The organism is Labrys wisconsinensis (assembly GCF_030814995.1).
In the GTDB taxonomy this organism is placed as follows: domain Bacteria; phylum Pseudomonadota; class Alphaproteobacteria; order Rhizobiales; family Labraceae; genus Labrys; species Labrys wisconsinensis.
In genome coordinates this window covers 126,319-152,887 of record NZ_JAUSVX010000001.1, presented here as the reverse complement: position 1 = coordinate 152,887, position 26,569 = coordinate 126,319, and the positions used below count along the sequence as shown (strand labels likewise).

27 protein-coding genes and 1 pseudogene are annotated in these 26,569 nt (G+C 69.5%); 14 read left to right on the top strand and 14 right to left on the bottom strand.

Annotated features, from left to right (window positions below; genetic code table 11):
* Nucleotides 1-30: 30 nt before the first annotated feature.
* The 10 genes from QO011_RS00735 to QO011_RS00690 form a co-directional block, all read right to left on the bottom strand.
* Nucleotides 31-864, bottom strand: coding sequence for a TIM barrel protein (locus QO011_RS00735; RefSeq protein WP_307266424.1), 834 nt, complete (start codon nucleotides 862-864; stop codon nucleotides 31-33).
* A gap of 199 nt (nucleotides 865-1,063) precedes the next feature.
* The gene (locus QO011_RS00730) at nucleotides 1,064-2,095 is read right to left on the bottom strand and encodes a LacI family DNA-binding transcriptional regulator (RefSeq protein WP_307266422.1); all 1,032 of its coding nucleotides are present in this window, start codon (nucleotides 2,093-2,095) and stop codon (nucleotides 1,064-1,066) included.
* A 235-nt stretch (nucleotides 2,096-2,330) separates the two neighbouring features.
* Entirely contained in the window at nucleotides 2,331-2,663 is a 333-nt protein-coding gene (locus QO011_RS00725; protein ID WP_307266420.1) for a type II toxin-antitoxin system HicB family antitoxin, read from the bottom strand.
* Complete coding sequence (locus QO011_RS00720; protein ID WP_307266417.1) at nucleotides 2,660-2,920, bottom strand: type II toxin-antitoxin system HicA family toxin; 261 nt, start codon at nucleotides 2,918-2,920, stop codon at nucleotides 2,660-2,662. Before QO011_RS00720 ends, QO011_RS00725 begins: the two co-directional genes overlap by 4 nt.
* Before the next feature lie 242 nt (nucleotides 2,921-3,162).
* A complete protein-coding gene (locus QO011_RS00715) occupies nucleotides 3,163-4,299 on the bottom strand; it encodes a Gfo/Idh/MocA family protein (RefSeq protein ID WP_307266414.1) in 1,137 nt (378 codons plus the stop codon).
* Nucleotides 4,300-4,302: 3 nt separating this feature from the next.
* The gene (locus QO011_RS00710) at nucleotides 4,303-5,064 is read right to left on the bottom strand and encodes a sugar phosphate isomerase/epimerase family protein (protein WP_307266411.1); all 762 of its coding nucleotides are present in this window, start codon (nucleotides 5,062-5,064) and stop codon (nucleotides 4,303-4,305) included.
* Nucleotides 5,065-5,089: 25 nt separating this feature from the next.
* Complete coding sequence (locus QO011_RS00705) at nucleotides 5,090-6,214, bottom strand: ABC transporter ATP-binding protein (RefSeq protein WP_307266409.1); 1,125 nt, start codon at nucleotides 6,212-6,214, stop codon at nucleotides 5,090-5,092.
* Between the two features lie 3 nt (nucleotides 6,215-6,217).
* The gene (locus QO011_RS00700) at nucleotides 6,218-7,114 is read right to left on the bottom strand and encodes a carbohydrate ABC transporter permease (protein ID WP_307266407.1); all 897 of its coding nucleotides are present in this window, start codon (nucleotides 7,112-7,114) and stop codon (nucleotides 6,218-6,220) included.
* Nucleotides 7,114-8,019 (bottom strand): carbohydrate ABC transporter permease, encoded by a 906-nt coding sequence (locus tag QO011_RS00695; protein WP_307266405.1) that lies wholly within the window; start codon nucleotides 8,017-8,019, stop codon nucleotides 7,114-7,116. Before QO011_RS00695 ends, QO011_RS00700 begins: the two co-directional genes overlap by 1 nt.
* A 69-nt stretch (nucleotides 8,020-8,088) precedes the next feature.
* Nucleotides 8,089-9,333 carry an ABC transporter substrate-binding protein gene (locus QO011_RS00690; protein ID WP_307266403.1) on the bottom strand — a complete coding sequence of 415 codons (1,245 nt, stop codon included), beginning with the start codon at nucleotides 9,331-9,333 and terminating at the stop codon, nucleotides 8,089-8,091.
* Nucleotides 9,334-9,519: 186 nt separating this feature from the next.
* Here QO011_RS00690 and QO011_RS00685 point away from each other — a divergent pair, with 186 nt between their 5' ends.
* A complete protein-coding gene (locus tag QO011_RS00685; RefSeq protein ID WP_307266401.1) occupies nucleotides 9,520-10,623 on the top strand; it encodes a LacI family DNA-binding transcriptional regulator in 1,104 nt (367 codons plus the stop codon).
* A gap of 38 nt (nucleotides 10,624-10,661) precedes the next feature.
* Here the strand turns inward: QO011_RS00685 and QO011_RS00680 are convergent, their stop codons facing one another.
* Nucleotides 10,662-11,048, bottom strand: a complete 387-nt coding sequence (locus tag QO011_RS00680; RefSeq protein WP_307269175.1) for a c-type cytochrome — start codon at nucleotides 11,046-11,048, stop codon at nucleotides 10,662-10,664.
* A gap of 326 nt (nucleotides 11,049-11,374) precedes the next feature.
* Between QO011_RS00680 and QO011_RS00675 the strand changes: the two genes are divergently transcribed.
* The 8 genes from QO011_RS00675 (at nucleotide 11,375) to QO011_RS00640 (ending at nucleotide 19,025) form a co-directional block, all read left to right on the top strand.
* Nucleotides 11,375-12,358, top strand: a complete 984-nt coding sequence (locus QO011_RS00675; protein WP_307266399.1) for an ABC transporter substrate-binding protein — start codon at nucleotides 11,375-11,377, stop codon at nucleotides 12,356-12,358.
* Nucleotides 12,359-12,381: 23 nt separating this feature from the next.
* The gene (locus QO011_RS00670; protein ID WP_370881908.1) at nucleotides 12,382-13,128 is read left to right on the top strand and encodes an ABC transporter permease; all 747 of its coding nucleotides are present in this window, start codon (nucleotides 12,382-12,384) and stop codon (nucleotides 13,126-13,128) included.
* Complete coding sequence (locus tag QO011_RS00665) at nucleotides 13,115-13,831, top strand: ABC transporter ATP-binding protein (RefSeq protein ID WP_307266395.1); 717 nt, start codon at nucleotides 13,115-13,117, stop codon at nucleotides 13,829-13,831. The genes QO011_RS00670 and QO011_RS00665 overlap by 14 nt, the downstream gene beginning before the upstream one ends.
* On the top strand, nucleotides 13,828-14,757 hold the full coding sequence (locus tag QO011_RS00660) for a quinoprotein relay system zinc metallohydrolase 2 (protein ID WP_307266393.1): 930 nt from the start codon (nucleotides 13,828-13,830) through the stop codon (nucleotides 14,755-14,757). Before QO011_RS00665 ends, QO011_RS00660 begins: the two co-directional genes overlap by 4 nt.
* Nucleotides 14,758-15,130: 373 nt before the next feature.
* On the top strand, nucleotides 15,131-16,933 hold the full coding sequence (gene xoxF5 / locus QO011_RS00655; RefSeq protein WP_307266391.1) for a lanthanide-dependent methanol dehydrogenase XoxF5: 1,803 nt from the start codon (nucleotides 15,131-15,133) through the stop codon (nucleotides 16,931-16,933).
* A 169-nt stretch (nucleotides 16,934-17,102) separates the two neighbouring features.
* The gene (locus QO011_RS00650; protein WP_307266389.1) at nucleotides 17,103-17,612 is read left to right on the top strand and encodes a c-type cytochrome, methanol metabolism-related; all 510 of its coding nucleotides are present in this window, start codon (nucleotides 17,103-17,105) and stop codon (nucleotides 17,610-17,612) included.
* Complete coding sequence (locus QO011_RS00645) at nucleotides 17,560-18,471, top strand: substrate-binding domain-containing protein (protein ID WP_307266387.1); 912 nt, start codon at nucleotides 17,560-17,562, stop codon at nucleotides 18,469-18,471. The genes QO011_RS00650 and QO011_RS00645 overlap by 53 nt, the downstream gene beginning before the upstream one ends.
* 53 nt (nucleotides 18,472-18,524) lie before the next feature.
* Nucleotides 18,525-19,025, top strand: a complete 501-nt coding sequence (locus QO011_RS00640; RefSeq protein ID WP_307269172.1) for a PQQ-dependent catabolism-associated CXXCW motif protein — start codon at nucleotides 18,525-18,527, stop codon at nucleotides 19,023-19,025.
* A gap of 236 nt (nucleotides 19,026-19,261) precedes the next feature.
* On the opposite strand, the gene QO011_RS00635 is transcribed toward QO011_RS00640, so the two are convergent.
* Entirely contained in the window at nucleotides 19,262-19,750 is a 489-nt protein-coding gene (locus QO011_RS00635; RefSeq protein ID WP_307266385.1) for an SRPBCC family protein, read from the bottom strand.
* Between the two features lie 217 nt (nucleotides 19,751-19,967).
* Here QO011_RS00635 and QO011_RS00630 point away from each other — a divergent pair, with 217 nt between their 5' ends.
* Together QO011_RS00630 and QO011_RS00625 are read left to right on the top strand one after the other, a co-directional pair.
* The gene (locus QO011_RS00630) at nucleotides 19,968-20,348 is read left to right on the top strand and encodes a 4a-hydroxytetrahydrobiopterin dehydratase (RefSeq protein WP_307266382.1); all 381 of its coding nucleotides are present in this window, start codon (nucleotides 19,968-19,970) and stop codon (nucleotides 20,346-20,348) included.
* A gap of 17 nt (nucleotides 20,349-20,365) precedes the next feature.
* Complete coding sequence (locus tag QO011_RS00625) at nucleotides 20,366-21,154, top strand: pentapeptide repeat-containing protein (RefSeq protein ID WP_370881884.1); 789 nt, start codon at nucleotides 20,366-20,368, stop codon at nucleotides 21,152-21,154.
* Between the two features lie 6 nt (nucleotides 21,155-21,160).
* Here the strand turns inward: QO011_RS00625 and QO011_RS00620 are convergent, their stop codons facing one another.
* Both QO011_RS00620 and QO011_RS00615 read right to left on the bottom strand, forming a co-directional pair.
* A complete protein-coding gene (locus QO011_RS00620) occupies nucleotides 21,161-21,397 on the bottom strand; it encodes a hypothetical protein (protein ID WP_307266378.1) in 237 nt (78 codons plus the stop codon).
* A 66-nt stretch (nucleotides 21,398-21,463) separates the two neighbouring features.
* Nucleotides 21,464-22,426, bottom strand: a complete 963-nt coding sequence (locus QO011_RS00615; protein WP_307266375.1) for a LysR family transcriptional regulator — start codon at nucleotides 22,424-22,426, stop codon at nucleotides 21,464-21,466.
* A gap of 153 nt (nucleotides 22,427-22,579) precedes the next feature.
* On the opposite strand from QO011_RS00615, the pseudogene QO011_RS00610 reads away from it, so the two are divergent.
* The 3 genes and pseudogenes from QO011_RS00610 to tkt all read left to right on the top strand — a co-directional run bounded on the left by QO011_RS00610 (nucleotide 22,580) and on the right by tkt (nucleotide 26,564).
* Nucleotides 22,580-23,614, top strand: a pseudogene (locus QO011_RS00610) (class 1 fructose-bisphosphatase).
* 17 nt (nucleotides 23,615-23,631) lie between these two features.
* Nucleotides 23,632-24,507, top strand: coding sequence for a phosphoribulokinase (locus QO011_RS00605; protein ID WP_307266374.1), 876 nt, complete (start codon nucleotides 23,632-23,634; stop codon nucleotides 24,505-24,507).
* A gap of 92 nt (nucleotides 24,508-24,599) precedes the next feature.
* A complete protein-coding gene (gene tkt, locus QO011_RS00600) occupies nucleotides 24,600-26,564 on the top strand; it encodes a transketolase (protein ID WP_307269169.1) in 1,965 nt (654 codons plus the stop codon).
* The last annotated feature ends 5 nt before the right edge of the window (nucleotides 26,565-26,569 follow it).

Here is a 26,569-nt window from a genome sequence, read left to right as displayed (position 1 = left end):
TATGGGCGCGCGCCGCCGCGGCGGCTGCCGTCAGGCCGCGTGGCGCAGGATCTGCGCGCGGATGAAGTCCATGCTGGCCCGGATCGCAGCCGCGGGATCGGCCAGCGCATGCACCGCCTCGGCGAACGGCTCGAAGGAGAAGGCGCCGCGATAGCCCCCGTCGATCAGGGCGCGGATCTGGGCGAGGTTGCCGATCCGGTCGGCGCCGTCGACCAGGGCGCGATGGGAGTCGCGCAGGCCGGCCATGCCGACGGATGCCGTCACGCCGGAGATGTGGACGAGGCCGGTGCGCCGCGGAAAGATCTCGGCCGCGCCGGCGAGATGGTGATGGAAGGTGTCGTGCACCAGGCGGAAGGTCTCGCCGGCGCCGATGGAATCGATGGTCGCCACGGCTTCCAGCTTCAGGCGCAGCGAGCAGCTCTCGAAGCCGAGGGGCTCGACCAGGCCGATCAAGCTGCGTTCGGCCAGGATCGGCTCGAGCGCCTTGAGGGCGACGCGCAGATTGGCCTGGCGCTCGCCGTTGGCGCGGCCGGTGCCGTCGTTGACGGGCACCAGAACGAGCGCCTCGGCGCCGCAGCCGGCGGCATAGTCGGCCAGGGCCTCCGCCTCGGCGGCACGGTCCGGCGTCCATTCGTTGAAGCGCTGCAGGGCATTGATCGAGAGGATGGTCAGGCCTGCCGCCTCGGCCAGGGCGCGGACGCGCGCCGCGGGCGTGCCGTCGGGGATGGAATGCCCTTCGAGGTCGTTGCGGATCTCGATCCGGCTGATGCCGAGCGCGCCGGCCAGCTCGAAGAAGGCCCCCAGGCCGAGGCGCGGCGCGGCCATATGGTTGAGCGCGAAGGTCGGCGCTGTCCCGTCCGTCATCGTGTCCTCCCAGCGCCGGCGTATCGCCGCCTGTCGCTCGCCGCTCGCCCGGCGGACCCGGGTTCTCGCGGCACGGCTCCATTCAAGCCGGGCGACGCGGTCCGTCAATCGCGGAATGACTGAAATGGCGTCATCTGTGAGAGAAACGTGATGGAGGCGTGATGGATTTTCGTCATCGACGCCGGGCATCGGCTGCGGATCAGATGTTCTCGGAGGTGTAGAGATCGAAGGGCAGGAAGGTCTGTCCGGGCGGCTCCTGGGCCGGCGAGGCGATCGCCGCGGCCATGATCTGGACCAGCTCGGCGGCGAGCCGGGCCACGGGCGTGGCGATCACCATGGTGATGATGTTCTCCGCCAGGGCGGCGCGCGAGTCCGGCGTGATCTCGTTGCAGACGGCGACGACGTCGCGGCCGCCGCCCTCTTCCCGCAGCGCCTCGATCACGCCCTCCATGCCGCCGCCGGCGACGTAGAAGCCGGCGAGATCGGGATGGCGATGCAGGAGGTCGAACGTCGCCTCATAGGCGATGCGCCGCTCCTCCAGGTTGACATAGCTGTCGAGCACCTCGAACTGCGGGGCATTCTCGCGAAAATAGCTGCGCAGCCCGATCTCGCGCATCTCGTGGCCGAGGAAGCGGTGGCTGCCGACGAAGAGGCCGACCTTGCCGGCCTGCCGGGCCGTGCGGGCGATGGCCCAGGCGGCCGTGCGGCCGGCCTTGCGGTTGTCGACGCCGACATAGCCGGCCCGCACGCCCGCGGCGAAGTCCGAGAGCAGCGAGAACACCGGCACGCCCTTGTCCCTGAGCTCCGCGACGGCGGCGGCGATGAGGGGATGGTCGACCGAGACCACGGCGACGGCCTGGCAGCGGCCGGCCAGCGCCCTCAGCTTCGCCGTGACCGCGGCAGGACTCTGCTCCGTCACATGCTCGAGCGTCGGGATGCCGCGGAATTCGCGGGCGGCGGCCACCGCCCTGACGATGTGCTCGCCGAGGCTGGCGTAGAAATGCTGCTCCGGCCGTTGCAGGACGAAGCCGAGGCGGTAGGGCGGCACGTCGCGCTCGATGCGCTGGCGCAGCAGGCCGGCGGCATGGAAGCCGATGGCCTGGGCGGCGTCGTAGATCAGGCGCGCCGTCTCCTCGCGCACGGCATGGCGGCCGTTGAGGAGACGGTCGACCGTCGCCACGCTGACGCCTGCGGCCTCGGCGAGATCGGTGATGGTGGGGCGCTTGGCCATCGGCGGCGTGATCCTCTTGCCCGGCGAGGCGCGGGCCGGCATGGCGCAAGCGGGCGGGCGCTCGGAGCAGCATTTCCGACCGCGTCGGCGGGCAAGTCAATGCAGACGATGACGGCATCCGCTGAAAAAGCGTGAGAGGGCGAGGCGCCGCAAGCTGCCGCGCATGCAAGGCGTGAGGAGAAAACGTCAGCGCGATCGGTGCTGGCAATCCGCCTCTGCCATCGGATCGATCCGGTCAGCGTGAGACTGCCCGCTCCAGGGTCGATGTCACCCATTTGTTGAGGCTCATTCCAGCGCGCTTGGCGGCTGAGAACATGGCCCTGTGCAGCGCCGGCTCCGCGCGCACGACGAAGTGTCCCGAGAACGGCTTCTCCGGTTCTTCGCCGCGTTCCCGGCAATAGGCGAGATAATCTTCGACCGAATCCGCCAACGCCTGCTTCAATTCGCTCACCGATGTGCCTTGGAAGGTGATGACGTCGCGCAGGTTGATGACCTCGCCGTGGAAGATCTCGGCCTCCTCGTCATAGTCGACGACGCCTTCGTAGCCCTTGTAATGCATCACCGTCATGGCAAGACCTCGGCTTCCGCCAGGAAACGTCGCACTGACCGGACCGCTCCCTTGTCCGTCTCCTTCTGAGGATGCGGGCGATGAAACACGGCGCGCACACCATTGAGCGCCACGCGTACTCGCGACCCGCTGCCTTCGCTGATCTCCGCCCCGCAGGCGCCGAACAGAGCTTCGATGTCGCGCCACGCAATGCCGGCGCGGACAGGTTCGGCAAACACCGCCTCGAGCGTGGCTCGATGCTTCCCGCTTAGAGGCATATAGTATCACTTTACGGTATCATTTCAAGGATCGTGACGGCAGCTGAGGCCTGAATGCCTGCTGCAGGAAATCTATCGGCGATGGGCGCCAGGGGCCGAATCTTTTCGAAAAAGGCAGAGATTTTCCACGTCTCGTTGTATTGGCCCGTACCCTGTTGCCGATGCGTTCAGACCCTCGCCCTGCCCCCCTCCCGGTCGGAAGAGGGGGGTTGCAGGCGTCGCGATCCGCGAACTCCGATACCTCAGCCGGCCAGCAGCCCCCTGGCCTCGTCCTCGCCGAGTGGTGCCGGGCGCTCGCAGCCGTCGGTGATGGCGACGGGCTTGCCGCTGACGGCCGAGTCGAGAATCCCGGCCATGACGGCGAGGACGTGCAGGGCGAGGTCGCCGTTCGCCCGGTGCGGTCGGCCCTCGCCGATGGCGCGTGCCATCTCGGCCAGGCCGAGGCCGCGATAATTGGCGACGGTGGGGGTCTGCGCCGGCCAGTTCGGCACGCCGAAGGTCTTGTCGGTCGTCTGCGTCGCGGCCCAGTCGGCGCGCTCGCGGGCGACGTCGACCGGGCCGCCGAAGAAGTTCGGGTCGGGCACGCGCATCGAGCCCTCGGTGCCGTGGATCTCGATCGGCGGCACACCGTGGCGCCAGACATCCCAGCTGGCCAGGAAGGTGATCTGGGCGCCGGAGGCGAAGGTGAGCAGGGCCTGCGCCGTGGTCAGCACCTCGACCTTGATCTTGCTGCCGCGCACCGGCGAGGTCTCGGTGGTGACGGTGCGCTCGGCAAAGCCGATCTGGCCGACCGCAACGACGCTCGCCACCGGGCCGAGCAGCGTCACCAGCGCCGAGATATAGTAGGGGCCGAGGTCGAACACCGGCCCGCCGCCGGGCTTGAAGAAGAAGGCGGGGTTGGGGTGCCAGTTCTCCATGCCGTGCGAGAGCACCGCCATCAGGCCGAGCAGCGGCTTGCCGATGGCGCCGCCGTCGACCAGGGCCCGGGCGGTCTGGATGCCGCCGCCGAGCACCGTGTCCGGGGCCGAGCCGATGCGCAGGCCCTTGGCGCGGGCCGCCTCGACCACCCGCCGCCCGTCTTCGAGCGTCGTCGCCAGCGGCTTCTCGCCATAGACGTGCTTGCCGGCCTCGATCGCCGCCCGGTAGACCGGGGCGTGGGCGTCCGGCACGGTCAGGTTGAGGACGATGTCGACATCCCTGCTCGCCAGCAGCGCGTCGACCGTGCGCACGGGCAGGCCGTATTTCGCGCCCTGCCGGGCCGCCGCCTCCGGGTTGATGTCGCTGACCGCGGCGAATTCGATGTCGCGGAACAGCCTGGCGTTGGTGAGGTAGATGTCGGAGATGTTGCCGCAGCCGACGAGGCCGATCTTCAGCGCCATGGCTCAGGCCTTCCCGTTCAGCTTGGACATGGTGGCGTAGCTCACCCGGGCGAAACGCTCCGCATCGCTGGGATTGTCGTGCTCGGCCACCATGATCTCGGCCCCGGCCGCCTCCGCCGCCCGCCACAGCGCCGCCCAGGGCAGCACGCCCTCGCCGACATCGGCCCAGCCGTCCTCGTCCGCCTTCTCGCCGGCCGGGGCGATATCCTTGACGTGCACCAGCGGCACGCGGCCGGCATAGCGCTGCAGCCAGGGCAGCGGATCCACCGCGGCCCGGGCGACCCAGGCGAGGTCGGCCTCCCAGGCAACGCCCTCGACGAGGATGTGCTCGATCGGCACGGAGCCGTCGGGCAGCGGCCGGAACTCGAAATCGTGGTTGTGCCAGGCGAAGGCGAGGCCGGCCTTGTCGAAGCGGGCGGCGACCGCCTGCAGCCGGGCGCCGAACGCCTTCCAGCCGGCCGCATCCGCCGGCCGTTCCTCGGGCATGAGGTAGGGACAGACGACGAAGCGCATGCCGAGGGTGCGGGCGACTGCGAGGGCGCCGTCGAAATCCTGCTCCAGCATGTCGAGGCCGAAATGGCCGCTGGGCGCGGCGAGGCCGACCGCGTCGAGCATCGCGCGCAGGCCTGCGGCGTCGCCGTAGAGGCCGCCGAAGGGCTCGACCGCGGTGTAGCCGATCTCGGCCAGCTCCTTCACCCGGTCGGCCAGCGGCGGAAACTTCCGGGCGGAATAGAGCTGAAACGAAGTGGGGGTGGAAATCGCCATGGAATGTCCTTTGCCGGGATGAGTGTCAGAGGCGCGTGCCGGCCTGCGCGTCGAACAGCGAGGCGCGTGCCGGGTCGAAATGGAAGGGGATGGCATCGCCCACTCTGGCGGGCTGGTCGCCGTCGAGGCGGATGGTGGAGGGCTTGCCGCCGATCTCGGTCCACACCACGGTGTCGGCGCCCATCGGCTCGACGATGGTGACGAGGCCGCGGCCGGCATGGCGGCCGGGCGGCGCCTCGCCGATGCCGATATGCTCGGGCCGCATGCCGAGCACGGCCGGTCCCGCCGCCGGCGCGCGCGCGAAGGGATAGCGCGCGAGGTCGATGGCGAGGTCGGAGCCTTCGAAGCGCCAGCCGCCTGCCGCGCCGGCGAGCCGGCCCTCCCAGAAGTTCATGGTCGGCGAGCCGATGAAGCCGGCGACGAACTGGTTGGCCGGCTGGTGGTAGATGTCGTGCGGCGTCGCCAGCTGCTGGATGACGCCGCCCTTCATCACGGCGATGCGGTCGGCCAGGGTCAGCGCCTCGATCTGGTCGTGGGTGACGTAGATCATGGTGTTGCCGAGCTCCTGGTGGAGCTTCTTGATCTCGACGCGCAGCTCGTTGCGCAGCTTGGCGTCGAGATTGGACAGGGGCTCGTCGAACAGGAACACGTCGACGTTGCGCACCAGCGCCCGGCCGATGGCGACGCGCTGGCGCTGGCCGCCGGAGAGCTCGGCCGGCCGGCGCTGCAGCAGCGGTTCCAGCTGCAGCATCTTCGCCGCCTTGGCGACCCGCACGGCGATCTCCGCCCTCGGCAGCCCGGCCATCCTCAGGCCGAAGGACATGTTGCCCGCGACCGTCATGCGCGGATAGAGCGCATAGGACTGGAACACCATGCCGATGCCGCGCTCCGCCGGCTCGGCCCAGGTGACGTTGCGGCCGGAGATCCAGATCTCGCCGTCGCTGATGTCGATCAGCCCGGCAATGGCGTTGAGCAGGGTCGACTTGCCGCAGCCGGAGGGGCCGAGCAGGACGATGAACTCGCCCGGCGCCACCTCCAGCCGGAGATTGTCGAGCACCGTGACCGCGCCGTAGCGGATGGCGAGGTCGCGCACGGCGACGGAGGGCGCCGGGATGGCGGCGGGGGCTTGGGCGCTGTCGGCGGGCCGCATCGGCTACCCCTTCACCGCGCCGGCGGCGATGCCGCGCACGAACCAGCGGCCGGAAACGAAGTAGACGAAGAGCGGCACGGCGGCGGTGAGCAGGGTGGCGGCCATGTCGACATTGTAGGCGCGCTCGCCGGTGGTGGAATTGACCACGTTGTTGAGCTGCACCGTCATCGGGTTGTTGGCGCTGCCGGCGAAGGTCAGGCCGAGGATGAAGTCGTTCCAGATGCCGGTGACCTGCAGGATGACGGCGACGATCAGGATCGGCGTCGACATCGGCAGCATCACATGGAGGAAGATGCGCCAGAAGCCGCCGCCGTCGACCCGCGCCGCCTTGAACAGCTCCGGCGGCAGGCCGGCATAATAGTTGCGGAAGATCAGCGTCATGTAGGGCATGCCGAAGATGGTGTGGACGAGGACGATGCAGGGCAGGGTGGCGAAGATCTGGGCCGCCGACGACAGCCGCACCAGGGGATAGATGAACACCTGGTAGGGGATGAAGGCGCCGATCAGCAGGATGGCGAAGAGCAGGTTGGCGTAGCGCACGTTCCACAGCGACAGGGCGTAGCCGTTGATCGCGCCGATGGCGATCGACAGCACCACGCTCGGCGCGAGGATGCGCACGGAGTTCCAGAAGCCGACGCGGATGCCCTCGCAGGCAAGGCCCGTGCAGGCGCTCGACCAGGCGGTCGACCAGGCGCTGGTGTCGAAGGCCTGCGGCAGGGCGAAGATCTGGCCCTGGCGGATCTCGTCCATGGTCTTGAGCGAGGTCAGCACCATCACCACGACCGGCAGCAGGAAGAAGGCGGCCGCGGCGAGGAGGAAGGCGTAGAGCCCGATGCGGCCGGCGGTGAGGCGGCGGGGCCTGGGTCCGCGGGCCTCGGCGGGGAAGGCGACGGCGGCCATCACGTCCTCCCGGCCTGGCTGCGGAAATAGGTGCGGTAGAGCCAGGGCGTCACCAGGCAGACGACGGTGATCAGCATCACCGTGGCGGCCGAGGTGGCGAGGCCGATATTCTGGCGGAAGCCGAGATTGTCCATGATGAACTTGGCCGGCATCTCCGACGATGTGCCTGGCCCGCCATTGGTCAGCGCCACGACGAGGTCGTAGACCTTGATCACGGCGATGGAGAGCAGCACCGTCGCGGTGGCGATGGTCGGGGCGAGGATCGGCAGGATGATCGAGACATAGACCCGCCAGGCCGGGATGCCGTCGACGCGGGCCGCCTTCCACAATTCGGCGTCGACGCCGCGCAGGCCCGCCAGCATCAGCGCCATCACCAGCCCCGAGGCCTGCCAGACCGCGGCGATCACCAGCGCGAACACCGCCATCCGGGAATTCACCGCCCAGTCGAAGGTGAAGCCCTGCCATCCCCAGCCGCGCACCGTGTTCTGGATGCCGAGGCCGGGGTTCATCAGCCATTGCCAGATCAGGCCGGTGACGATGAACGACATGGAATAGGGGTAGAGGAAGATGGTGCGGAAGGTGTTCTCGAACCGCACCTTCTGGTCCAGCGCCACGGCGAGCAGGAAGCCGGTGACGAGACAGCAGGCGATGAACAGCACGCCGAAGATCAGAAGATGCCAGAGCGAGACCTGCCAGCGGTCGGAGGTGAACAGGCGCGCGTACTGGTCGAAGCCGACGAACGTGTAGACCGGCAGCAGCTTGGACGGGGTGAAGGAGATCACCACGGTCCAGGCCATGGTGCCGAGATAGGCGACCACGACGACGATCCACGCCGGCGCCAGCGCCCAGGCCGCGGCGGAGCGGCGCCGGGGGCGTGATGTCCGCGCTCTGGCTGGCTCGGCCATGCGGTGCGCTCCGTCGGGTCCCGAAGCGGGGCCCGACGGCGGGCCCCGCGGCTTCACGTCAGGCGGGGCTCAATCGCCCGATTGCAGCGCGGCGGCGAACTTGGCGAGGAGGTCGTCGACGCTCTGGCCCTTGTCGTTCCAGAAATTGGTCAGCACGTCCTGGAGCGAGCCGGTGAGGTCGGCCGAGATCAGCATGTCGCTGACGGCGGTCTGGTGGGCCGGGTCGGCCAGCAGCTTCATGCCCTTCTGGGCGCAGGCATCGAGCTTGCCGGCATCGACGTCGCCGCGCACCGGCATCGAGCCCTTCTGGATGTTGAACAGGAGCTGGGTCTCGGGGGTGAGCATGGTCGAGGCCAGCAGGGTCTGCGCCTTCACCTGCCCGGGGTCGCTGGTCTTGGGGAAGACGAAGACGTCGCCGCCGATCATCAGATCCGTGCCGTCGAGGCCGACCTGGCAGTAGAAGTCCTGGTCGGCGACCTTGCCGGCCGCCTTGAACTCGCCCTTGGCCCAGTCGCCCATGAACTGCACGCCGGCCTTGCCGGTGATCAGCAGCGCCGTGGCGTCGTTCCAGTTGCGGCCGGGCGAGCCGGGATCGACATAGTCGCGCATGCGGCCGTAGATCTCGACGGCCTTGCGGAACTCCGGCGACTTCACCGCGTCGGCGCTGCGCTCGACATAGATCTTGTTGTAGACGTCCTTGCCGACCGAGAGCAGCACGACGTTGAACAGGATGCGCTCCTGCCAGGGCTGGCCGCCCTGGGCGATCGGGATCAGGCCGGCGGCCTTGATCTTGTCCATGGCGGCGAAGAATTCGTCCCAGGTCTTCGGCACCGCCGTGACGCCGGCCTTGTCGAGCACCGGCTTGGAATAGAAGGCCCAGTTCTGGCCGTGCACGTTGATCGGCACGGCGTAGAAATGGCCGTCGCGGCTGGCGGCGTCGACGAAGGAGGGCGGCAGGAAGCTCTTCCACTTGCCCTGCTCGGCCACCTCGTCGAGCGTGTTGAGCAGGCCCTGCGTCACGAGGTCGTCGAACTGCTTGCCGGTGTTGAACTGCGAGGCGGTCGGCGGCTTGCCGCCGACGATGCGGTTGATGGCGGCGGCGCGGGCGGCCTCGCCGCCGGCGATGGCGGCATCGACCCATTCGCCGCCCGCCTTGGTGTATTGCTCGGCCAGGACCTTGACCGCGGCGGATTCGCCGCCCGAGGTCCACCAGTGCATCACCTCCGCGCGCGGCTTGTCCTGCGCCAGGGCGGAGCCGGCGAAGGCGAGCCCGGCCAGCATGCCGACGGCGAGGGCGCGAGACGACGCTAGCATCGATTTTCCCGTCGATAACGTCATGGACATCCTCCCAAAGGATTGCATTGCATTTTTATGTAATCGTTTGCATGCTGGCCGATATTGTAAGTGGGCGAGGCCGATGTCAAGCAGCCTCGTGCAACGCCGGATTGCAGGCTGCGGCCGCCCCGGCCTCGCCCCGGCGCAGGACGTGATCGGGCCGCCATGACAGCAGCGACGGGCCAGGGGGGAGGCGGAGAGGGGCGCAAGAGCCGGCGCAGCCGGCCCCGCCCGGAGCGGGCGAAGGCCCTGATCGCCGACGTGGCGCGGGCCGCCGGCGTCTCGACGGCGACGGTGAGCCGGGCCCTGACGGCGCCGGACCGGGTGCTGGAGGCGACGCGCCTGCGCGTGCTCGAGGCCGTGCGGGTGCTCGACTACACGCCGAACGCGGCGGCGCGCCAGCTGCGCGCCGGCCGCTCGCGCGCCATCCTGGTGGTGGTGCCCAAGCGGCGCAACCCGCCCTTCTTCAGCGAGGTGCTGCACGGCATCGACATGGAGCTGTCCGCGGCCGGCTATGCCATGCTGATGGGCAATCTCGACAGCGTCGACGGCAAGGAGGACTACCTGGTCGACCTCGTCTTCGGCGGCCATCTCGACGGGGCGATCGTGCTGTCGGCCGCGGTGCCGGCGCGCGACGGGCGCTCGATCCTGCAGGCCGGCATCCCGGTGGTGGCGGTCTGCGCCGGGACCGGCGTCGCCGAGGTGCCGACCGTGGTGGTCGATGACACCGAATGCACGCTGGCGCAGACGCGCCACCTCATCGGTCTCGGCCATCGCCGGCTGCTCTACATCGCCGGACCGAAGGGCAACTACAACGAGGTGCGGCGCTATCGCGGCTTCGAGGCCGCGGTCCGCGAGGCGGGCCTGCCGCGGGAGGACGTGGTGCGCCTGGAGGGGGATTACGTCTTCCGGGCCGGAGTCGAGGCGGGGCAGGCGTTCCTCGCCATGGCGCGGCGCCCGACCGGTGTCGTCGCCACCTCGGACGAGGTCGCCATCGCCTTCATGAAGACGATCCGCGCCGCCGGCGTGCGCGTGCCGCAGGACGTGTCGCTCGTCGGCTTCGACGGCATCGAGTTCGCCGATTTCGTCGAGCCGACCCTGACCACCATCCGCCAGCCGCGCTTCGACCTCGGCGCGACGGGCGCGCGCATCCTGCTCGGCCTGCTCGGCGGCGAGAGCCCGCCCCAGCCGCTGACGGTGCTGCACGGCGAGCTGGTGGTGCGCGACAGCACCGCGCCGGCGCCGCTGCCCCGGCGGGGGGGCTCGTGACGATCGGCCCGCCGGCAGCCTCCGGACGGTCCCGGGCGCTACGGCGCCTTCTTGCCGTCGGGCCCGAACTGCTTGAGATAGGCGAGGACGTTGGCGATGTCCTCGGGCTTGTTCAGGCCGACGAAGGCCATCTTGTTGCCAGGAACTTTCTGTTTCGGGCTCTTAAGATATTCTGAGAGATTCTCTTCGGTCCATTGAAGATTAGAATTCTTCATTCCCGCAGAATAATTGAACCCATCCACGGCTCCGGAATGCCGTCCGATGAGTCCATTCAATTCGGGGCCTACTGCATTCTTTGCCGTCTCACCGATTTGATGGCAGGCCTTGCATTTGATGAATACCTTTTCGCCAGCTGCGACGTCCTGGGCTCTTGCCGCGCCTTCAAAGGCTAGAAAGGCAAGTGCAGCGAACACAATACGTTTCATAACGAGCCCTCTCCACGAAAGCCTCCGGCGATCTGCCTGAAAGCTTGTTGAATACGCCGGATCGACTTGCGCGATCTTGGTGCGTGGCATTCCTCCGCTTTGACGCCGGAATGACGCTGGACAGTATGAGAAATGATGTTCAGACTGCATGTCAAGAATAGTTCTAATTTTTTCGCGGGACCGCATGCTTCTTTTCGTCGCGGTGGGGTGGCTGGATTGCACGGGCCGCGCCGCCGGCGAGCCTCTAGGTTGCCGGCGGGAGTGCGGCTCACGCGGGGTCTTCGCGTCGGCCGCAGGGAAGGAACGTCCGGCGCGGGAGGATCGGCATGCCGACACGACGTGAGATGCTGATGCTCGCCGGCGCGCTGCTCGCCGGGCCCGCCGCCGCGGCCGGGGCCCAGCCGGTCCGGGTCGGCGTGCTGCAGTTCGGCACGGTCAGCTGGGAGATCGAGACCATCCGCCGGCAGGGCTTCGACGCGGCGCGGGGCCTGGAGGTGCAGCCGGTCAGGCTCGCCTCCAGCGACGCCGCCCGCATCGCCTTCCAGGCGGGCGCGGTCGACGCCATCGTCAGCGACCTCCTGCTCGCCGCCCGCCTGCGCGCGGAGGGTCGCGCCATCCTCTATGCGCCGTTCTCGGCGACGGAAGGGGCGGTGATGGTGCCGGCGGCCTCGCCGATCCGCGGCGTCGCCGACCTCGCCGGCCGGTCGATCGGGGTGGCCGGGGGGGCGCTCGACAAGAGCTGGCTCCTGCTGCAGGCCCATGCCCGGCGGGCCGCCGGCATCGACCTCGCCGGCGCGGCGCGGCCCGCCTACGGCGCGCCGCCGCTGCTGACGGAGAAGCTGGAAACCGGCGAGCTCGACGCGGCGCTGCTCTACTGGAACTTCTGCGCCCGGCTGGAGGCCAAGGGCTTCCGCCGGCTGATCGGGGCGGACGAGCTGGCGCGCGGCTTCGGCGTCACCGGGCCGCTGGCGCTGGTCGGCTATGTCTTCGCCGAGCCCTTCGTCGCCGGCCGGCCGGCGGCGCTCGCCGCCTTCCTCGCCGCCTCGCGGCAGGCCAAGGCGCTGCTCGCCGGCGCCGATGCCGGCGCCGACGCGGCCTGGACGGCGATCCGGCCCCTGATGCAGGCGGAGGACGAGGCCGCGTTCCAGGCGCTGCGCCGACGCTTCGTCGAGGGCATTCCACACCGGCCGATCGCCGCGGAGCAGGCCGATGCGCAGAGGCTCTATGCGGTGCTGGCCGAGATCGGCGGGGAGAAGCTGGTCGGATCGGCCAGGAGCCTGCCGCCCGGCCTCTATGCGGATGCCGGCTGATGGCGCAGGGGCACGGACGCAGCCTGGAGGCCGCCATGCGCGCCGGCTCGCTGCTGGCGCTCCTGGTGCTGTGGCAGGCGGCGGCGGTGCTCGCAGCCAGCAGGGCCCTGCCGTCGCCGGCGGCGGTGGCGCAGTTCCTCGCCGCGGAGGCGCTGCACGGCGACCTCCTCGCCAATATCGGCGCTACCCTGCGGCGGGTGGTCATGGCCTTTGTCGTCGCCATGGCGGTCGGCACGGCGATCGGCGTCGGCCTGGGGCGCTCGCCGGCGGCCAACACCGCCTTCGATCCCTGGCTCATGGCCCTGCTCAACGCCCCGGCGCTGGTCGTGGCGGTGCTCTGCTACATCTGGCTCGGCCTCGGCGAGGCCGCGGCGGTGACGGCGGTGGCGCTCAACAAGATCCCGAACGTGGTGGTGATCCTGCGCGAGGGCGCCCGCTCGCTCGATCCCGGCCTGGAGGAGATGGCCCGCGTCTACCGGTTCTCCCCGGCGACCTGGGCCCGGCATGTGCTGGCGCCGCAGCTCGCGCCCTTCCTCGCCGCGGCGGCGCGCTCGGGGCTCGCCCTGGTCTGGAAGATCGTGCTGCTGGTCGAGCTGCTCGGCCGCCCCGACGGGGTCGGCTACGCCATCTCGGTCTATTTCCAGCTCTTCGACGTCACCGCCGTGCTCGGCTATGCCGTCGCCTTCATGGCGGTGATGCTGGCGGTGGAGTTCCTGGTGCTGCAGCCCCTGGAAGCGCGGGCCCGCAGGTGGCGCCTTGCCGCGGCTTGAGATCGATATTTCCGCCAAGACCTATCGCCGGCCCGACGGCACGGCGGTGGAGGCGGTGCGCGGCCTGAGAGTGGTCCTCGCGCCCGGCGAGTTCGTCTGCCTGATCGGCCCGTCCGGCTGCGGCAAGACCACGACGCTGCGCATCCTGCTCGGGCTCGACCGCGCCTATGAGGGGCGCGTCGTCCCCGACCCCGCGACCTTGCGGATCGGCATGGTGTTCCAGGAGCCGCGCCTGCTGCCCTGGCGCAGCGTCGAGGAGAACATCCGGCTGTGCATGCCGCGCCAGCATCGGGCCCGGCCGCTCGACGAGCTCTTCGCCGCCTTCGGCCTCGCGGAGTGGCGGGGGCGCTATCCCGGCGAGCTGTCGCTGGGCCTCGCCCGCCGCGTCTCCCTGGTCAGGGCGATCGTCAACGGCCCGGACCTCCTGGTGCTGGACGAGCCCTTCGTCTCGCTCGACGACCGTGCCGCGGCCGAGCTGCGCCAGGCTGTCATGGCCGCCGTCGCCCGCCACCGCATGACGGTGGTGATGGTGACGCACAATCTGCGCGAGGCGATCGAGCTCGCCGACCGCCTGGTCTTCCTGGCGCCGCGGCCGACGCGGGTGATCGAGGAGGTGGCGCTGGCGGCGGCGCGTCCGGAGCGCGGCCCCGCCTGGATCGAGGCGCAGCGCGCCATGCTTGCGGCACGGGGGGCGACGGCATGATGGGACGCATCCTCGCGCTGCTGCTCCTCCTCGCCGCCGCGCCGGCCGCTGGCGGTGAGGCCGCGGTCGAGCCCTTCCCGGTCACCGAGATCGCCGCGGGGGTGTTCGTCCATGCCGGGCCCTACGAGCTGGCGACGCCGGCCAATCTCGACGCCATCAGCAATGCCGGCTTCATCGTCGGGCGCGACGGCGTCGCCGTGATCGATACGAGCGGCAGCTATCGCGCCGGCCGGCGCCTGCTGGCGGCGATCCGGGCCAGGACCAGCCTGCCGATCCGCTACGTCATCGACACCCATGTCCATCCCGACCATCTCCTGGGCAACGCCGCCTTCCTGGAGACCGGCGCCCGCTTCGTCGGCCACAAGACGTTGCCGGACGCCCTGGCGGCGCGGGCGGAAACCTATCTGGCGGCGACGAAGGCCCTGATCGGCGACGACGCCTTTGCCGGCACCCGCATCGTCGTCCCGACCCTGCTGGTCGAGGGCCGCATGACCCTCGACCTCGGCGACCGGCCGATCGAGCTGGAGGCCTGGCCGACCGGCCACACCAATTCGGACCTCACCGTGCTCGATCGCCGCACCGGGACCTGGTTCCTCGGCGACATCCTGTTCGCCGGCCACGTGCCGGCGCTCGACGGCAGCCTGAAGGGCTGGCTGGCCGACATCGCCGAGGCCAGGACGCGGCCTGCCGCCCGCGTCGTGCCCGGCCACGGTCCGGCCGTGATGGCGTGGCCCGATGCCGCAGTCCCGATGCAGCGCTATCTCGAGCGGCTGCGCGACGACGTCCGCGCCATGATCCGGGACGGGCGGACCATCCAGGACGCGGTGCGGGAGGCGGCCCGGTCGGAAGCCGGCAACTGGGCGCTGTTCGACGATTTCAACGCCCGCAACGCCACCGCGGCCTTCCACGAGCTGGAATGGGAGTAGGTTTCGCGCCGCAAGCGGCCGGCAACGGCGATGCTGCGGCGCAACTTATTATTATTGACGCGATGCAGTATAGGTGGCCTGCGACGGAGTGTTCGATGGGAATTTTTGCATAATCGTTCCAATCTATTGCGCCTCTCATGAAATTCTGCTTAGACTCCCTTCATCTTCGGCTTCAACGGCTTCTGTGATGGGGATCGCAGGGCCGGTTCGAAAGCCAGCGGAACGACGAAAGTCACCGCTCGGCTTCAAGAGCAATCGCTGGCTGTGACACGCTGCCGAAGACACGAGGTATCCCCAAGGCGAACGAGCAACGCTCATTTCGGCATGCCATCCATCCGGGTGGGATGACCGCAGCCACTCGGAGGAAACGTTCATGAAACGACTCTTGGTCTTGGCGGGGATCCTCGGGTCCCTGTTCTATAGTGGGACGGCCAGTGCGAACGACGAGGTGAAGAAGCTCACCGAGGACCCCAACCAGTGGGTGATCCAGACCGGCGACTACGCCAACACCCGCTACTCCAAGCTCGACCAGATCAACGCCGGCAATGTCGGCAAGATGCAGGTGGCCTGGTCGTTCTCGACCGGCGTGCTGCGCGGCCACGAGGGCTCGCCGCTCGTGGTCGGGAACGTGATGTATGTCCACACGCCCTTCCCGAACATCGTCTACGCCCTCGATCTCGACAATGAGGGCAGGATCATCTGGAAATACGAGCCCAAGCAGGATCCCAACGTCATTCCGGTGATGTGCTGCGACACCGTGAACCGCGGCCTCGCCTATGCCGACGGCAAGGTGTTCCTGCACCAGGCCGACACCACGGTCGTCGCCCTCGACGCCAAGGACGGCAAGGTGGTGTGGTCCGTCGTCAACGGCGACCCGAAGAAGGGCGAGACCAACACCGCGACCGTGCTGCCGGTGAAGGACAAGGTCATCGTCGGCATCTCCGGCGGCGAGTTCGGCGTGCAGTGCCACGTCACCGCCTACGACATGAAGACCGGCAAGCTCGCCTGGCGCGCCTATTCGGTGGGCACCGACGACCAGCTCCTGGTCGATCCGGAAAAGACCACCGATCTCGGCAAGCCCATCGGCAAGGATTCATCGATCAAGACCTGGCAGGGCGACCAGTGGAAGACCGGCGGCGGCTGCACCTGGGGCTGGTATTCCTACGATCCGGACCTGAACCTGTTCTACTACGGCTCCGGCAACCCCTCGACCTGGAACCCGAAGCAGCGCCCGGGCGACAACAAGTGGTCTATGACCATCTTCGCCCGCGATCCCGACACGGGCGTGGCCAAGTGGGTCTATCAGATGACGCCCCACGACGAATGGGACTATGACGGCGTCAACGAGGTGCCGCTGGTCAACCAGGTGATCGACGGCAAGGAGCGCAAGCTGCTCGTCCACTTCGATCGCAACGGCTTCGGCTACACCCTCGACCGCGAGACGGGCGAGCTGCTCGTCGCCGAGAAGTACGACCCGGCGGTGAACTGGGCCACCAAGGTCGACATGGACAAGAACAGCAAGACCTATGGTCGCCCGCTGGTCGTGTCGCAATATTCGACCGAGCAGAACGGCGAGGACGTGAACTCCAAGGGCATCTGCCCGGCGGCCCTCGGCTCCAAGGACCAGCAGCCTTCGGCCTATTCGCCGAAGACCGGCCTGTTCTACGTGCCCACCAACCACGTGTGCATGGACTACGAGCCGTTCAAGGTGAGCTACACCCCCGGCCAGCCCTATGTCGGCGCCACGCTGTCGATGTATCCGGCCCCCGGCGGCAACACCATGGGCAACTTCATCGCCTGGGACGCCACCAAGGGCAAGATCGTCTGGTCGCTGCCGGAGCAGTTCTCGGTCTGGTCGGGCGCCCTGGCCACCGCCGGCGACATCGTGTTCTACGGCACGCTGGAAGGCTATCTGAAGGCGGTCGACGCCAAGACGGGCAAGGAGCTCTACAAGTTCAAGACCCCGTCCGGCATCATCGGCAACGTCATGACCTACACCCACAAGGGCAAGCAATACGTGGCGGTGCTCTCGGGCGTGGGCGGCTGGGCCGGCATCGGCCTGGCGGCGGGCCTCACCGACCCCAACGCCGGTCTCGGCGCGGTGGGCGGCTATGCGGCCCTCAACAACTACACCGCTCTCGGCGGTCAGCTCACCGTCTTCACGCTCCCCGAATGAGGGCGCGTCGAGACTGTCGCTGAAACCTAGGATGGGGCCGGCACGCGGGGCGACCGCCGTGCCGGCCCTTTTCGATAACGCCGAGAGAGCGGCGGCTGGCAGGGCGGCGATGGACCGCCGGCGATCCGGCCCCGCGTTGCGGGAGGTTGTATTGTTCTGGAAACTGCAGATGCGACGCCTCGCCGTCGCCACCGTCATGGCCGGTGTCGCGGCCTGGAGTGTCGGGGCGGCCTCGGCCGATCCGACCAAGCCGGCCAGCAGCGAGGACGGCAAATATGCCGATGCCGACGGCAACCCGACCTATCGTATCGATCCCGACGGCAAGGTCGACTGGTACACGTTCTCCGGCTATCGCCGCTACCATTCCGAATGCCATGTCTGCCACGGACCGGACGGCATGGGGTCGACCTACGCTCCGCCCCTGGTGGATTCGCTGAAGCACCTGACATATGGCGACTTCATCGCCACCGTCGCCCAGGGGAAGAAGGACGTCGGCAACGGCAACGAGAAGGTGATGCCGGCGCTCGGCGAGAACCGCAATGTCATGTGCTACCTCGACGACATCTATGTCTATCTCAAGGCCCGCTCGGACGGTGCCCTGGGACGCATCCGCCCGGAAAATCATGATGCCAAACCCCAGACTGCCAAGGACAACGAGACGGCTTGCATGGGGCCCTGATCGCAGGGCGAAGGCCGCGGCGCTGGCCGCCGCGGCCTTCCTCTGGGCGGCGGGGCCGGCTTTCGACCGGGCCGCGGCCCAGCAGGTTCCCGACCTCGTCACCCGCAACGTGCTGCGGGTCTGCGCCGATCCCGCCGCCATGCCTTTCTCCGACCGCAAGGGGGAGGGCTTCGAGAACCGGATCGCCGAGATCGTGGCGCAGGAGCTGAAGGTGCCGCTGCGCTATTACTGGCTGCCGCAGGGCCCCGGCTTCGTGCGCAACACCCTGTCCTCGGGGCTGTGCGACCTGATCGTCGGCTATGCCTCGGGCGCCGACATCGTCGATCACACCAACCCCTACTACACCTCCACCTATGTGCTGGTGGTGAAGGCCGGCGGTCCCCTCGACGGGGTCGAGCGCCTCGACGACGCCAGGCTGAAGGGGCACAAGCTCGGCGTCATCGCCGCGACGCCGCCGGTCGACCATCTCCTGGCGCTCGGGCTGCTGCCGGACGCCAAGACCTATGCCCTGCTGGTGGACCGGCGCTTCGACTCGCCGGCCGAGGAGGCGATCGCCGACCTCGCCGAGGGCCGGATCGACGCGGTGCTGCTCTGGGGACCGATCGGCGGCTATTTCGCCAGGAAGGCGCCGGTGCCGCTGAAGGTGGTGCCGCTGCTCCAGGAGGCGCAGCGCCCGGCGATGGCCTACCGCGTCACCTTCGGCATCCGGCCGAACGAACGCGAGTGGAAGCATGCGCTCAACGAGGTCATCCGCAAGCGGCAGGGCGACATCGACAAGGTGCTGACCGACTACGGCACGCCGCTGCTCGATGCCAACGACAAGCCGATCGCCGCCGCGCTGGGGGGCTCGGGCCCGTGAGCGCAGGGCGTCGGTCCGGCCTCGCCATCGCCGTCGTCGCGGCCCTCGGCCTGATGATCGCGCCGGCAGCGGCCGGACAGCCGGCGGAGCCGGAGGGCTACCGCCTCGACGACTACAAGGCGCCGACACCGGCGACGCTGCAAGGCGCCACCGTGGTGACGACGGCGCAGGCGCAGGCCCTGTGGACGGCCAGGGCGGCGGTGTTCGTCGACGTGCTGCCGCGCCCGCCCAAGCCGGCCGGCCTGCCGGCGGGCACGGTGTGGCATGATCCCCCGCACACGAGCGTGCCCGGGGCGGTGTGGCTGCGCGATGTCGGCTTCGGCGCGCTGGCGCCGTCCATGGCGGCCTATTTCCGCCGCGGCCTCGCCGAGGCGACCGGCGGCGACCATGCCAGGCCTCTGCTGTTCTTCTGCAGGCGCGCATGCTGGATGTCGTGGAACGCCGCCAAGCGGGCGCTCGCCGAGGGGTATGCGAAGGTCTACTGGTATCCCGACGGCGTCGAGGGCTGGTCCGAGGCGGGCCTGGCGCTGGAGGAGGTGCAGCCGCGGCCGTGACGCCGGCCCCGGATCATCGTCGCGCCAGAACCTCAACGTCATGGCCGGGCTTGACCCGGCCATCCATGCGGACGCGGTGGGGGGCATAAGCGGCGCGAGGCCGATCGACGTTCTTCTCGACCGGCCGCCGGTGGTCGCGTGGATGGGCGGATCAAGTCCGCCCATGACGGTTGCGGTTGGTGTGCCCGTCGCGGGTCCGTGCTGCCGGAGTTTCCTCCGGCATCGGCTGCGCCGACCTACTTGCCCTTCATCTTCGCCTTCAGCGCCAGCAGGCCGGCGAGGTAGATGTCGGCGACCGCCTTCTTGGCGGCGCGCTCGGGCACGCCCTTGGGCTCGAAGGTGGAGGACCAGGTGATGGCGACCTTGCCCGGCTCGTCATCCTCCTCGAGCTTCAGCGTCGAGACGTAGTTGGTGACCGGTAGCGGGCTCTCCAGGGCCTCGTAGGTGTAGGAATGGTCCTTGTCGTCCCATTTCACCAGCTTCTCCACGAAGGTGCTGCCATCCTTGGTGGTGAGCGTGCGGATCTTGGCGCCGTCCTTCTCCGTCTCCTCGCATTTGGTGACGGCGGGGTGCCAGTTCTTGATGCCGCAGAAATCGCCGATCAGCGCCCAGGCCTGGTCGAGCGTGGCGACCCCCTCGACGCGATTGCTGTTCTTGGCCGCGGACGCTTCGCCCGCGACGAGCGCCGCGATCGTCAAGGCGCCGATGAAAGCCAGCCTTTTCATGGATATCCTCCGATCCTTATTTTCTTCTAATAGTATTGCATCCGGCCTGTAGCGTATCGAAACCGGAGAATCCGGGCAATTCTTACTATTCTCTTGGAAACGCCGGAGAAAATCGTCGGCGCGGACCGCTGCTTTCGTGCGCGGGCGCCGTCATCCTCGTTTCCTGCGGGCGGGCCTGTGATAGGGTGGAGCCAACCGAGCGAACGGGAGGGATGCGATGAGCGAAGCCGCCAAGGAAACCGTCTTCTCCGACGAGGAGGTCACGCGCCGGCTGGAGAGCGAGCTGCCGCATTGGCACCTGGAGAATGGCTGGATCCGCCGCCGCTACCGGACCAACAGCTGGAAGGGCACGCTGATGGTGATCAACACCGTCGGCCATCTCGCCGAGGCGGCCTGGCACCACCCCGACATCACCGCCTCCTATGCCTGGGTCGAGGTGCGGCTGATGAACCACGCGGCCAAGGGCATCACCGAGAAGGATTTTCAGCTGGCGCGCAAGATCGAGGAGGTGGTGCAGTGGCAGCCGGCCAAGGAGGGCGGCGCGCTCGAGGGCACGCCTCAGGCCGACATGCGCTTCTCCTACATCAAGTACGACTGACGGCCGCACAGGGAGCCATGGGCATGCGCCGGGCGATGATGGCGCTGGTGGCGGCCGCGGCCGCAGCCGGGATGACGGGGCCCGCGCCGGCGCAGGACATGATGCGCTATCTCGACCTCGACTCGCCGGCGATGACGCGGGCGGAGATGACCCGTGCCGAGGTGGAGCGGGCGCTCGCCGCGCCCAATCCCGACCTCTCCGGCAAGCGGCTGGCTCATCTCGATCTCTCCGGCCTCGACTTCCACGGCGCCCGGCTGCAGGCCGCTGTGCTCAACGGCACCAGGCTCGGCGGCGCCGATCTCGCCGGCGCCGTCCTCGACCAGGCCTGGATGCTCAAGGCTGATCTCAGGGGCGCGAACCTCGCCGGGGCGAGCCTGTTCGGGTCCCAGGCCATGGGCGCGCTGCTCGACGGGGCCGACCTCGCCAAGGCGCGTCTCGCCGGCGACTTCACCGGCGCCAGCCTCAAGGGCGCGCGGCTGCCGGGTGCGCGCCTCGGCGCCGACATGCGCAACCAGTCGATGGGCCTGATGCGGGCCGTGCTGAAGTCGGCGCAGCTCGAGGGCGCCGATTTCTCGGGCGCCGACCTGACGCGGGTCGACCTCGAATTCGCCAGCCTGCGCGGGGCGCATCTCACCGGCGCCGACCTCACCGGCGCGCTGCTGGCGGGCGCCGACCTCACAGGCGCCCTGGTCGAGGGCGCCGACTTCACCGGTGCCGACGTCGCCTCGGCCCGCCTCCAGGGCATGGTCGGCACGCCCCGTGGCCTCGACAAGGCCCGCAATCTCGACCGGGCGCGGCGCGACTGACCCGCGTCACTCCGCCGCGGGCGGCAAGACCCGCGTCACGCGGCGACAGACCGTCTTGAGGTAGCTGGTCGAGCCCAGCTGCTGGTTGAGCGCCGAGCGCGCGACGATCTCCTGCCAGCCCTGGGTGCAGGCGAGCTCCGAGGCGACCTTGATCGACAGGACGTCGGCCGCCGTCTTCTCGTTGCAGGCGTCCCGCGCCAGCGTCGAGGCGCAGATCAGGACGATGGCGAAGTAGGAGCCCATGGGTGTTCCTCCCCTTCAGGGCCGAGCCTTCCATCATGCCCGAGGCGGCCCGATAAGGCGAGGCCGTCAATGCGGCAGGTCGATCTCGGCAAAGCGGCGGTCGATGCCCTGAAAGCCGGTCCGCGGCACCGGCAGGAAGGTCTCGCCGTGGTCGATCAGGAAGCGGCAGAGCGTCTTCACCGCCGGCATCAGGCGGCGCTGGCGCAAGTGGACGATCATCCATTGCCGGATGACCGGCAGGCCGACGATGTCGAGCATGGTGAGGCGCCCCGAGGCGATCTCCGCCTCGATGGTGTGGCCGGAAATGAAGGCGATGCCGAGCCCGGCCATGACCGCCTGCTTGATGGTCTCGTTGCTCGACATCTGCATGCCGCGCCGGGGCGCGACGCGGGCGTCGGCGAAGAAGCGCTCCATCAGGCTGCGCGTGCCGCTGCCGGGCTCGCGCACCATCATGGTCTCGCCGGCGAGCAGCGCAGGGTCGATGGCGCGCCGGCCGGCGAGGGGATGGTCGGGCGCGGCGATGATCACATGCGGATTCTCGCCGATCACCGTGGCCTCGACCTCCAGCTCCTCGGGCGGGCGGCCCATGATGGCGATGTCGAAATCGAGCTGGCGCAGCCCGGCGATGATCTCGGACCGGTTGCCGACGGTGAGGTGCAGCGTGATCTCCGGATGCTGGCGGGCGAAGGCGGCGAGGGCGCGCGGGGCGAAATATTTGGCGGTGCTGACGATGCCGACCGAAGCCGTGCCGCGCTGGGAGCCGGCGAGCTCGGCCAGGCCCGCCTCGCATTCCGACAGCACCGCCGCCACGCGCTCGGCGGCCGCCAGCACCTCGCGCCCCGCATCGGTCGGCGTCATGCCGGCCGAGGTGCGCTCGATCAGCGGCAGGCCGGCCTGCTCCTGCAGGAGCTGCATCTGCAGCGTCACCGCCGGCGGCGTGATGTTGAGGCTCTGGGCCGCGCCGGTGACCGAACCTGCCTTCACCAGGGCGGCAAAGGTGCGCAGCTGCTTCATGGTCACGTTGCGCATCGATGGTCTCGTTCATTTTTTCTGAAAACGACCGTAACAAAATTCAAATTTACTTACAAGACCGGCCCGCCATGATGGCTGCATCGGGCGAAGGCGCTGCGTCCTTCCCGGAGCGATGACCCGCCGGTCGAAGCGGGCGAGGGGGAGGTCGGCATGCCGGGCAGCACCAGGCTCGAAACTCATCTGATGCGCTATCGCCCGCTGGGCGCGGCCGAGGCCGCGGCCGCCGATGCGGTCCTGGCGCTGGCCGGTGCGGCGCGAGCGCTGTCGGCCCTGCTCGCCCGCGGACCGCTCGCCGGATCGCTGGCGGCGGTGCGCGGGGAGGGGCAGGGGGGCGACACCCAGAAGGAGCTCGACCTCGTCGCCAACCGGCTGATGGTCGACGCGCTCCGCGCCGCGCCGGTGGCGGTGATCGGCTCGGAGGAGCTCGATGCGCCGCTCTCCGCCGCGGCCGCCGCGCCGATCGCCGTGGCGATCGATCCGCTCGACGGTTCCGACAATATCGACACCGGCGTGCCGGTCGGCACCATCTTCGCGGTGCTGCCGCGGGCCGGCGACGCGGCCGGCGGCCTGCTGCAGCCCGGCACCGCCTAGATCGCCGCCGGCTACTTCATGTACGGCTCGCGCACGCTGCTGGCGCTCACCTTCGGCTCGGGCACGCAGGTCTTCACCCTGGATCCGGACTGCGGCGCCTTCGTGCTGACCAGCGCCGCCGTCGAGATCCCGCGCGAGACCCGCGAATACGCCATCAACGGCTCGAACCACCGGCATTGGGACGAGGCGGTCCGGCTCTATGTCGCGGATTGCCAGAAGGGTGCGTCCGGCCCGCACGGCACCGACTTCAACACCCGCTGGAACGCCTCGCTGGTGGCGGAGGCGACGCGCATCCTGACGCGCGGCGGCATCTATCTCTACCCCGCCGACGCTCGCCCGAACTACCGGCAGGGGCGCCTGCGCCTCACCTACGAGGCCAACCCGATCGCCTTCCTCGTCGAGCAGGCCGGCGGCGGCGCCAGCGACGGGCGCAGCCGCATCCTCGACCTCGTCCCCGCCGCCCTGCACCAGCGCGTGCCGCTGGTCTTCGGCTCGCGCCGGGAGGTGGAGAGGATCGCCCGCTACTACGCCGCGCCGCAGGACACGGGCGAGACCTCGCCCCTGTTCGGCCGCCGCAGCCTGTTCCGCGTCTGACGCCCCGGGGGGAGCCCATGTCCGCCAAGCATCCCATCATCTCCGTCACCGGCTCCTCCGGAGCGGGCACGACCTCGGTCAAGACCGTGTTCGTGCAGATCTTCCGGCGCGAGAAGATCACCGCCGCCTTCATCGAGGGTGACGCCTTCCACCGCCATGACCGGGCCGAGATGAAGGCGCGGATGGCCGAGGAATATGAGCGGGGCAACCGCCATTTCAGCCATTTCGGTCCCGACGCCAACCTCCTGGCCGAGCTCGAGCAGACCTTCGCGGACTATGCCGAGAGCGGCGGCGGGCGCACCCGCCACTATGTCCACGACGCCGAGGAAGCCGAGATCCTGGGCTGCCCGGCCGGCACCTTCACCGCCTGGAAGCCGTTCGAGCCGGAGACGGACCTCCTGTTCTACGAGGGCCTGCACGGCGCGGTGGTGGGCGAGGGCATCGACATCGCCCGCCATTCCGACGTCCGGATCGGCGTCGTGCCGGTGATCAACCTCGAATGGATCCAGAAGATCCATCGCGACCGCTCGCTGCGCGGCTATTCCACCGAGGCGGTGACCGACACGATCCTCAGGCGCATGCCGGACTATGTGAACACGATCTGTCCGCAGTTCACCCGCACCGACATCAACTTCCAGCGCGTGCCGACGGTCGACACCTCCAACCCGTTCATCGCGCGCTGGATCCCGACGCCGGACGAATCGATGGTGGTGATCCGCTTCGCCAATCCGCGCGGCATCGACTTCCCCTACCTCCTGTCGATGATCCCCGGCAGCTTCATGTCGCGGGCCAACTCGATCGTCATCGCCGGCAACAAGCTCGACCTGGCGATGCAGCTCATCCTCACCCCGATCATCCTGACGCTCATCGAGCGCAAGCGGAGGGCGTCATGACGTCAGCCACCACCTTCGCGCCGCCCGCGGCCGGCCTGCACGGCATCGCCGGGGCGCCCGCGCCTGCCGCCGCCGACGTCTCGCTCCGCGACATGGCCAATGCCGTCCGGGCCCTGGCCATGGATGCGGTGCAGGCGGCCAATTCCGGCCATCCCGGCATGCCGATGGGCATGGCCGACGTGGCGACGGTGCTGTTCACCCGCTTCCTCAAGTTCGATCCGGCCGACCCGGCCTGGGCCGACCGCGACCGCTTCGTGCTGTCGGCCGGGCACGGCTCGATGCTGCTCTACGCCCTGCTGCACCTCACCGGCTATCCCCGGATGACGGCGGACGAGCTGCGCTCCTTCCGGCAATGGGGAGCGCTGACGGCCGGCCATCCCGAATATGGCCACACGCCGGGCGTCGAGACCACGACCGGGCCGCTCGGCCAGGGCATCGCCACCGCCGTCGGCATGGCGCTGGCCGAGCGCATGCTGGCCGCCCGTTTCGGCGCCGACGTCGTCGACCACCACACCTATGCCCTAGTCGGCGACGGCTGCCTGATGGAGGGGCTCAGCCACGAGGCGATCTCGCTGGCGGGGCATCTCGGCCTTTCCAAGCTGATCGTGCTGTTCGACGACAATGCGATCTCGATCGACGGCGCCACCAGCCTGTCCTGCTCCGACGACCAGTCGGCGCGCTTTGCCGCGGCGGGCTGGTCGGTGCGGCGGGTGGACGGCCATGATCCCGAGGCGGTGGCCGTGGCGATCGCGGCCGAGCGGCGCACCGACCGGCCGTCCTTCATCGCCTGCCGCACCATCATCGGCTATGGCGCCCCGAACAAGCAGGGCTCGGAGAAGGTGCACGGCGCCCCGCTCGGGCCCGAGGAGATCGCCGCCGCCCGCGCCAGGCTGAACTGGCCGCATGCGCCCTTCGAGGTGCCGGAGCCGATCCGCGCCGCCTGGCGGCAGGCGGGGCAGCGCTCCGCCGCCGCCCACCGGGCCTGGCGCCGGCACCTCGACAGCTTGCCGGTGGAGACGCGGCGGCGCTTTGCGGAAGGCGTGCGGGGCGACATCCCCGCCACGGCCCATGCGGCGCTCGACGCCGTGCGCGAACGCTTCGCCGGCGAAAAGCCCGTCATCGCGACGCGCCAGGCCTCGCAGCAGGTGATCGAGGCCCTGGCGCCGGCCATGGCCAACCTCGCCGGCGGCTCGGCCGACCTCACCCATTCCAACCTGACGCAGGCCAAGTCCCAGGCGCCGGTCAGGCCCGGAAATTTTGCCGGCTCCTACATCCATTACGGCATCCGCGAGCACGGCATGGCCTGCGCCATGAACGGCATCGCCCTGCATGGCGGCTTCGTGCCCTATGGCGGCACGTTCCTGGTGTTCTCCGACTATTCGCGCCCGGCCATCCGGCTCGCCGCGCTGATGGGCATCCGCGTCATCCATGTGATGACGCATGATTCCATCGGCCTCGGCGAGGACGGCCCGACCCACCAGCCGGTGGAGCACCTGGCCGGTCTCAGGGCGATCCCGAACCTCCTGGTGTTCCGGCCGGCGGATGCGGTCGAGATGGCTGAGGCCTGGGCCCTTGCGCTCGGCTCGGAAAAGACGCCGTCCGTGCTCTGCCTCACCCGCCAGGCCTTGCCGACCCTGCCGCGGGGCGAGACGACGCGCGGCGGGGTCGCCCGCGGCGCCTATGTCGTGGTCGAACCCGACGGCGGTCGCGACGTCACGCTGATCGCCACGGGATCGGAGGTCTCGCTCGCGCTTGGGGCGGCCGAGGCCCTGGCGGCGGACGGCATCCGTGCCGCCGTCATCTCGGCGCCCTGCTTCGAGCTGTTCCAGCGCCAGGCGCCGGACGACCGGCGGGCGGTGCTGGGCTCGGCGCCGCGTGTCGGCGTCGAGGCGGCGATCGAGGGCGGCTGGGCCCGCTGGCTCGGCGAGGACGGCGCCTTCGTCGGCATGGCCGGCTTCGGCGCCTCGGCGCCGGCCGAGGTGCTGTTCCGGCAATTCGGCATCACCGCAGAGGCCGTGGCCGAGGCCGCGCGCCGCCTTCTCGACGGCAGGGAATGAGGGAG

Coding starts and splice junctions, on each gene's coding strand:
- QO011_RS00675 (WP_307266399.1), top strand. CDS start 11,375: ATGCCGACACGACGTGAGATGCTGATGCTCGCCGGCGCGCTGCTCGCC.
- QO011_RS00605 (WP_307266374.1), top strand. CDS start 23,632: ATGTCCGCCAAGCATCCCATCATCTCCGTCACCGGCTCCTCCGGAGCG.
- QO011_RS00710 (WP_307266411.1), bottom strand. CDS start 5,064: ATGGCGATTTCCACCCCCACTTCGTTTCAGCTCTATTCCGCCCGGAAG.
- QO011_RS00615 (WP_307266375.1), bottom strand. CDS start 22,426: ATGCGCAACGTGACCATGAAGCAGCTGCGCACCTTTGCCGCCCTGGTG.
- QO011_RS00725 (WP_307266420.1), bottom strand. CDS start 2,663: ATGACGGTGATGCATTACAAGGGCTACGAAGGCGTCGTCGACTATGAC.
- xoxF5 (WP_307266391.1), top strand. CDS start 15,131: ATGAAACGACTCTTGGTCTTGGCGGGGATCCTCGGGTCCCTGTTCTAT.
- QO011_RS00620 (WP_307266378.1), bottom strand. CDS start 21,397: ATGGGCTCCTACTTCGCCATCGTCCTGATCTGCGCCTCGACGCTGGCG.
- QO011_RS00645 (WP_307266387.1), top strand. CDS start 17,560: ATGCCAAACCCCAGACTGCCAAGGACAACGAGACGGCTTGCATGGGGC.
- QO011_RS00660 (WP_307266393.1), top strand. CDS start 13,828: ATGATGGGACGCATCCTCGCGCTGCTGCTCCTCCTCGCCGCCGCGCCG.
- QO011_RS00705 (WP_307266409.1), bottom strand. CDS start 6,214: ATGCGGCCCGCCGACAGCGCCCAAGCCCCCGCCGCCATCCCGGCGCCC.
- QO011_RS00640 (WP_307269172.1), top strand. CDS start 18,525: ATGATCGCGCCGGCAGCGGCCGGACAGCCGGCGGAGCCGGAGGGCTAC.
- QO011_RS00695 (WP_307266405.1), bottom strand. CDS start 8,019: ATGGCCGAGCCAGCCAGAGCGCGGACATCACGCCCCCGGCGCCGCTCC.
- QO011_RS00685 (WP_307266401.1), top strand. CDS start 9,520: ATGACAGCAGCGACGGGCCAGGGGGGAGGCGGAGAGGGGCGCAAGAGC.
- QO011_RS00720 (WP_307266417.1), bottom strand. CDS start 2,920: ATGCCTCTAAGCGGGAAGCATCGAGCCACGCTCGAGGCGGTGTTTGCC.
- QO011_RS00630 (WP_307266382.1), top strand. CDS start 19,968: ATGAGCGAAGCCGCCAAGGAAACCGTCTTCTCCGACGAGGAGGTCACG.
- QO011_RS00690 (WP_307266403.1), bottom strand. CDS start 9,333: ATGCTAGCGTCGTCTCGCGCCCTCGCCGTCGGCATGCTGGCCGGGCTC.
- QO011_RS00735 (WP_307266424.1), bottom strand. CDS start 864: ATGACGGACGGGACAGCGCCGACCTTCGCGCTCAACCATATGGCCGCG.
- QO011_RS00635 (WP_307266385.1), bottom strand. CDS start 19,750: ATGAAAAGGCTGGCTTTCATCGGCGCCTTGACGATCGCGGCGCTCGTC.
- QO011_RS00680 (WP_307269175.1), bottom strand. CDS start 11,048: ATGAAACGTATTGTGTTCGCTGCACTTGCCTTTCTAGCCTTTGAAGGC.
- QO011_RS00715 (WP_307266414.1), bottom strand. CDS start 4,299: ATGGCGCTGAAGATCGGCCTCGTCGGCTGCGGCAACATCTCCGACATC.
- QO011_RS00650 (WP_307266389.1), top strand. CDS start 17,103: ATGCGACGCCTCGCCGTCGCCACCGTCATGGCCGGTGTCGCGGCCTGG.
- QO011_RS00625 (WP_370881884.1), top strand. CDS start 20,366: ATGGGCATGCGCCGGGCGATGATGGCGCTGGTGGCGGCCGCGGCCGCA.
- QO011_RS00730 (WP_307266422.1), bottom strand. CDS start 2,095: ATGGCCAAGCGCCCCACCATCACCGATCTCGCCGAGGCCGCAGGCGTC.
- QO011_RS00700 (WP_307266407.1), bottom strand. CDS start 7,114: ATGGCCGCCGTCGCCTTCCCCGCCGAGGCCCGCGGACCCAGGCCCCGC.
- tkt (WP_307269169.1), top strand. CDS start 24,600: ATGGCCAATGCCGTCCGGGCCCTGGCCATGGATGCGGTGCAGGCGGCC.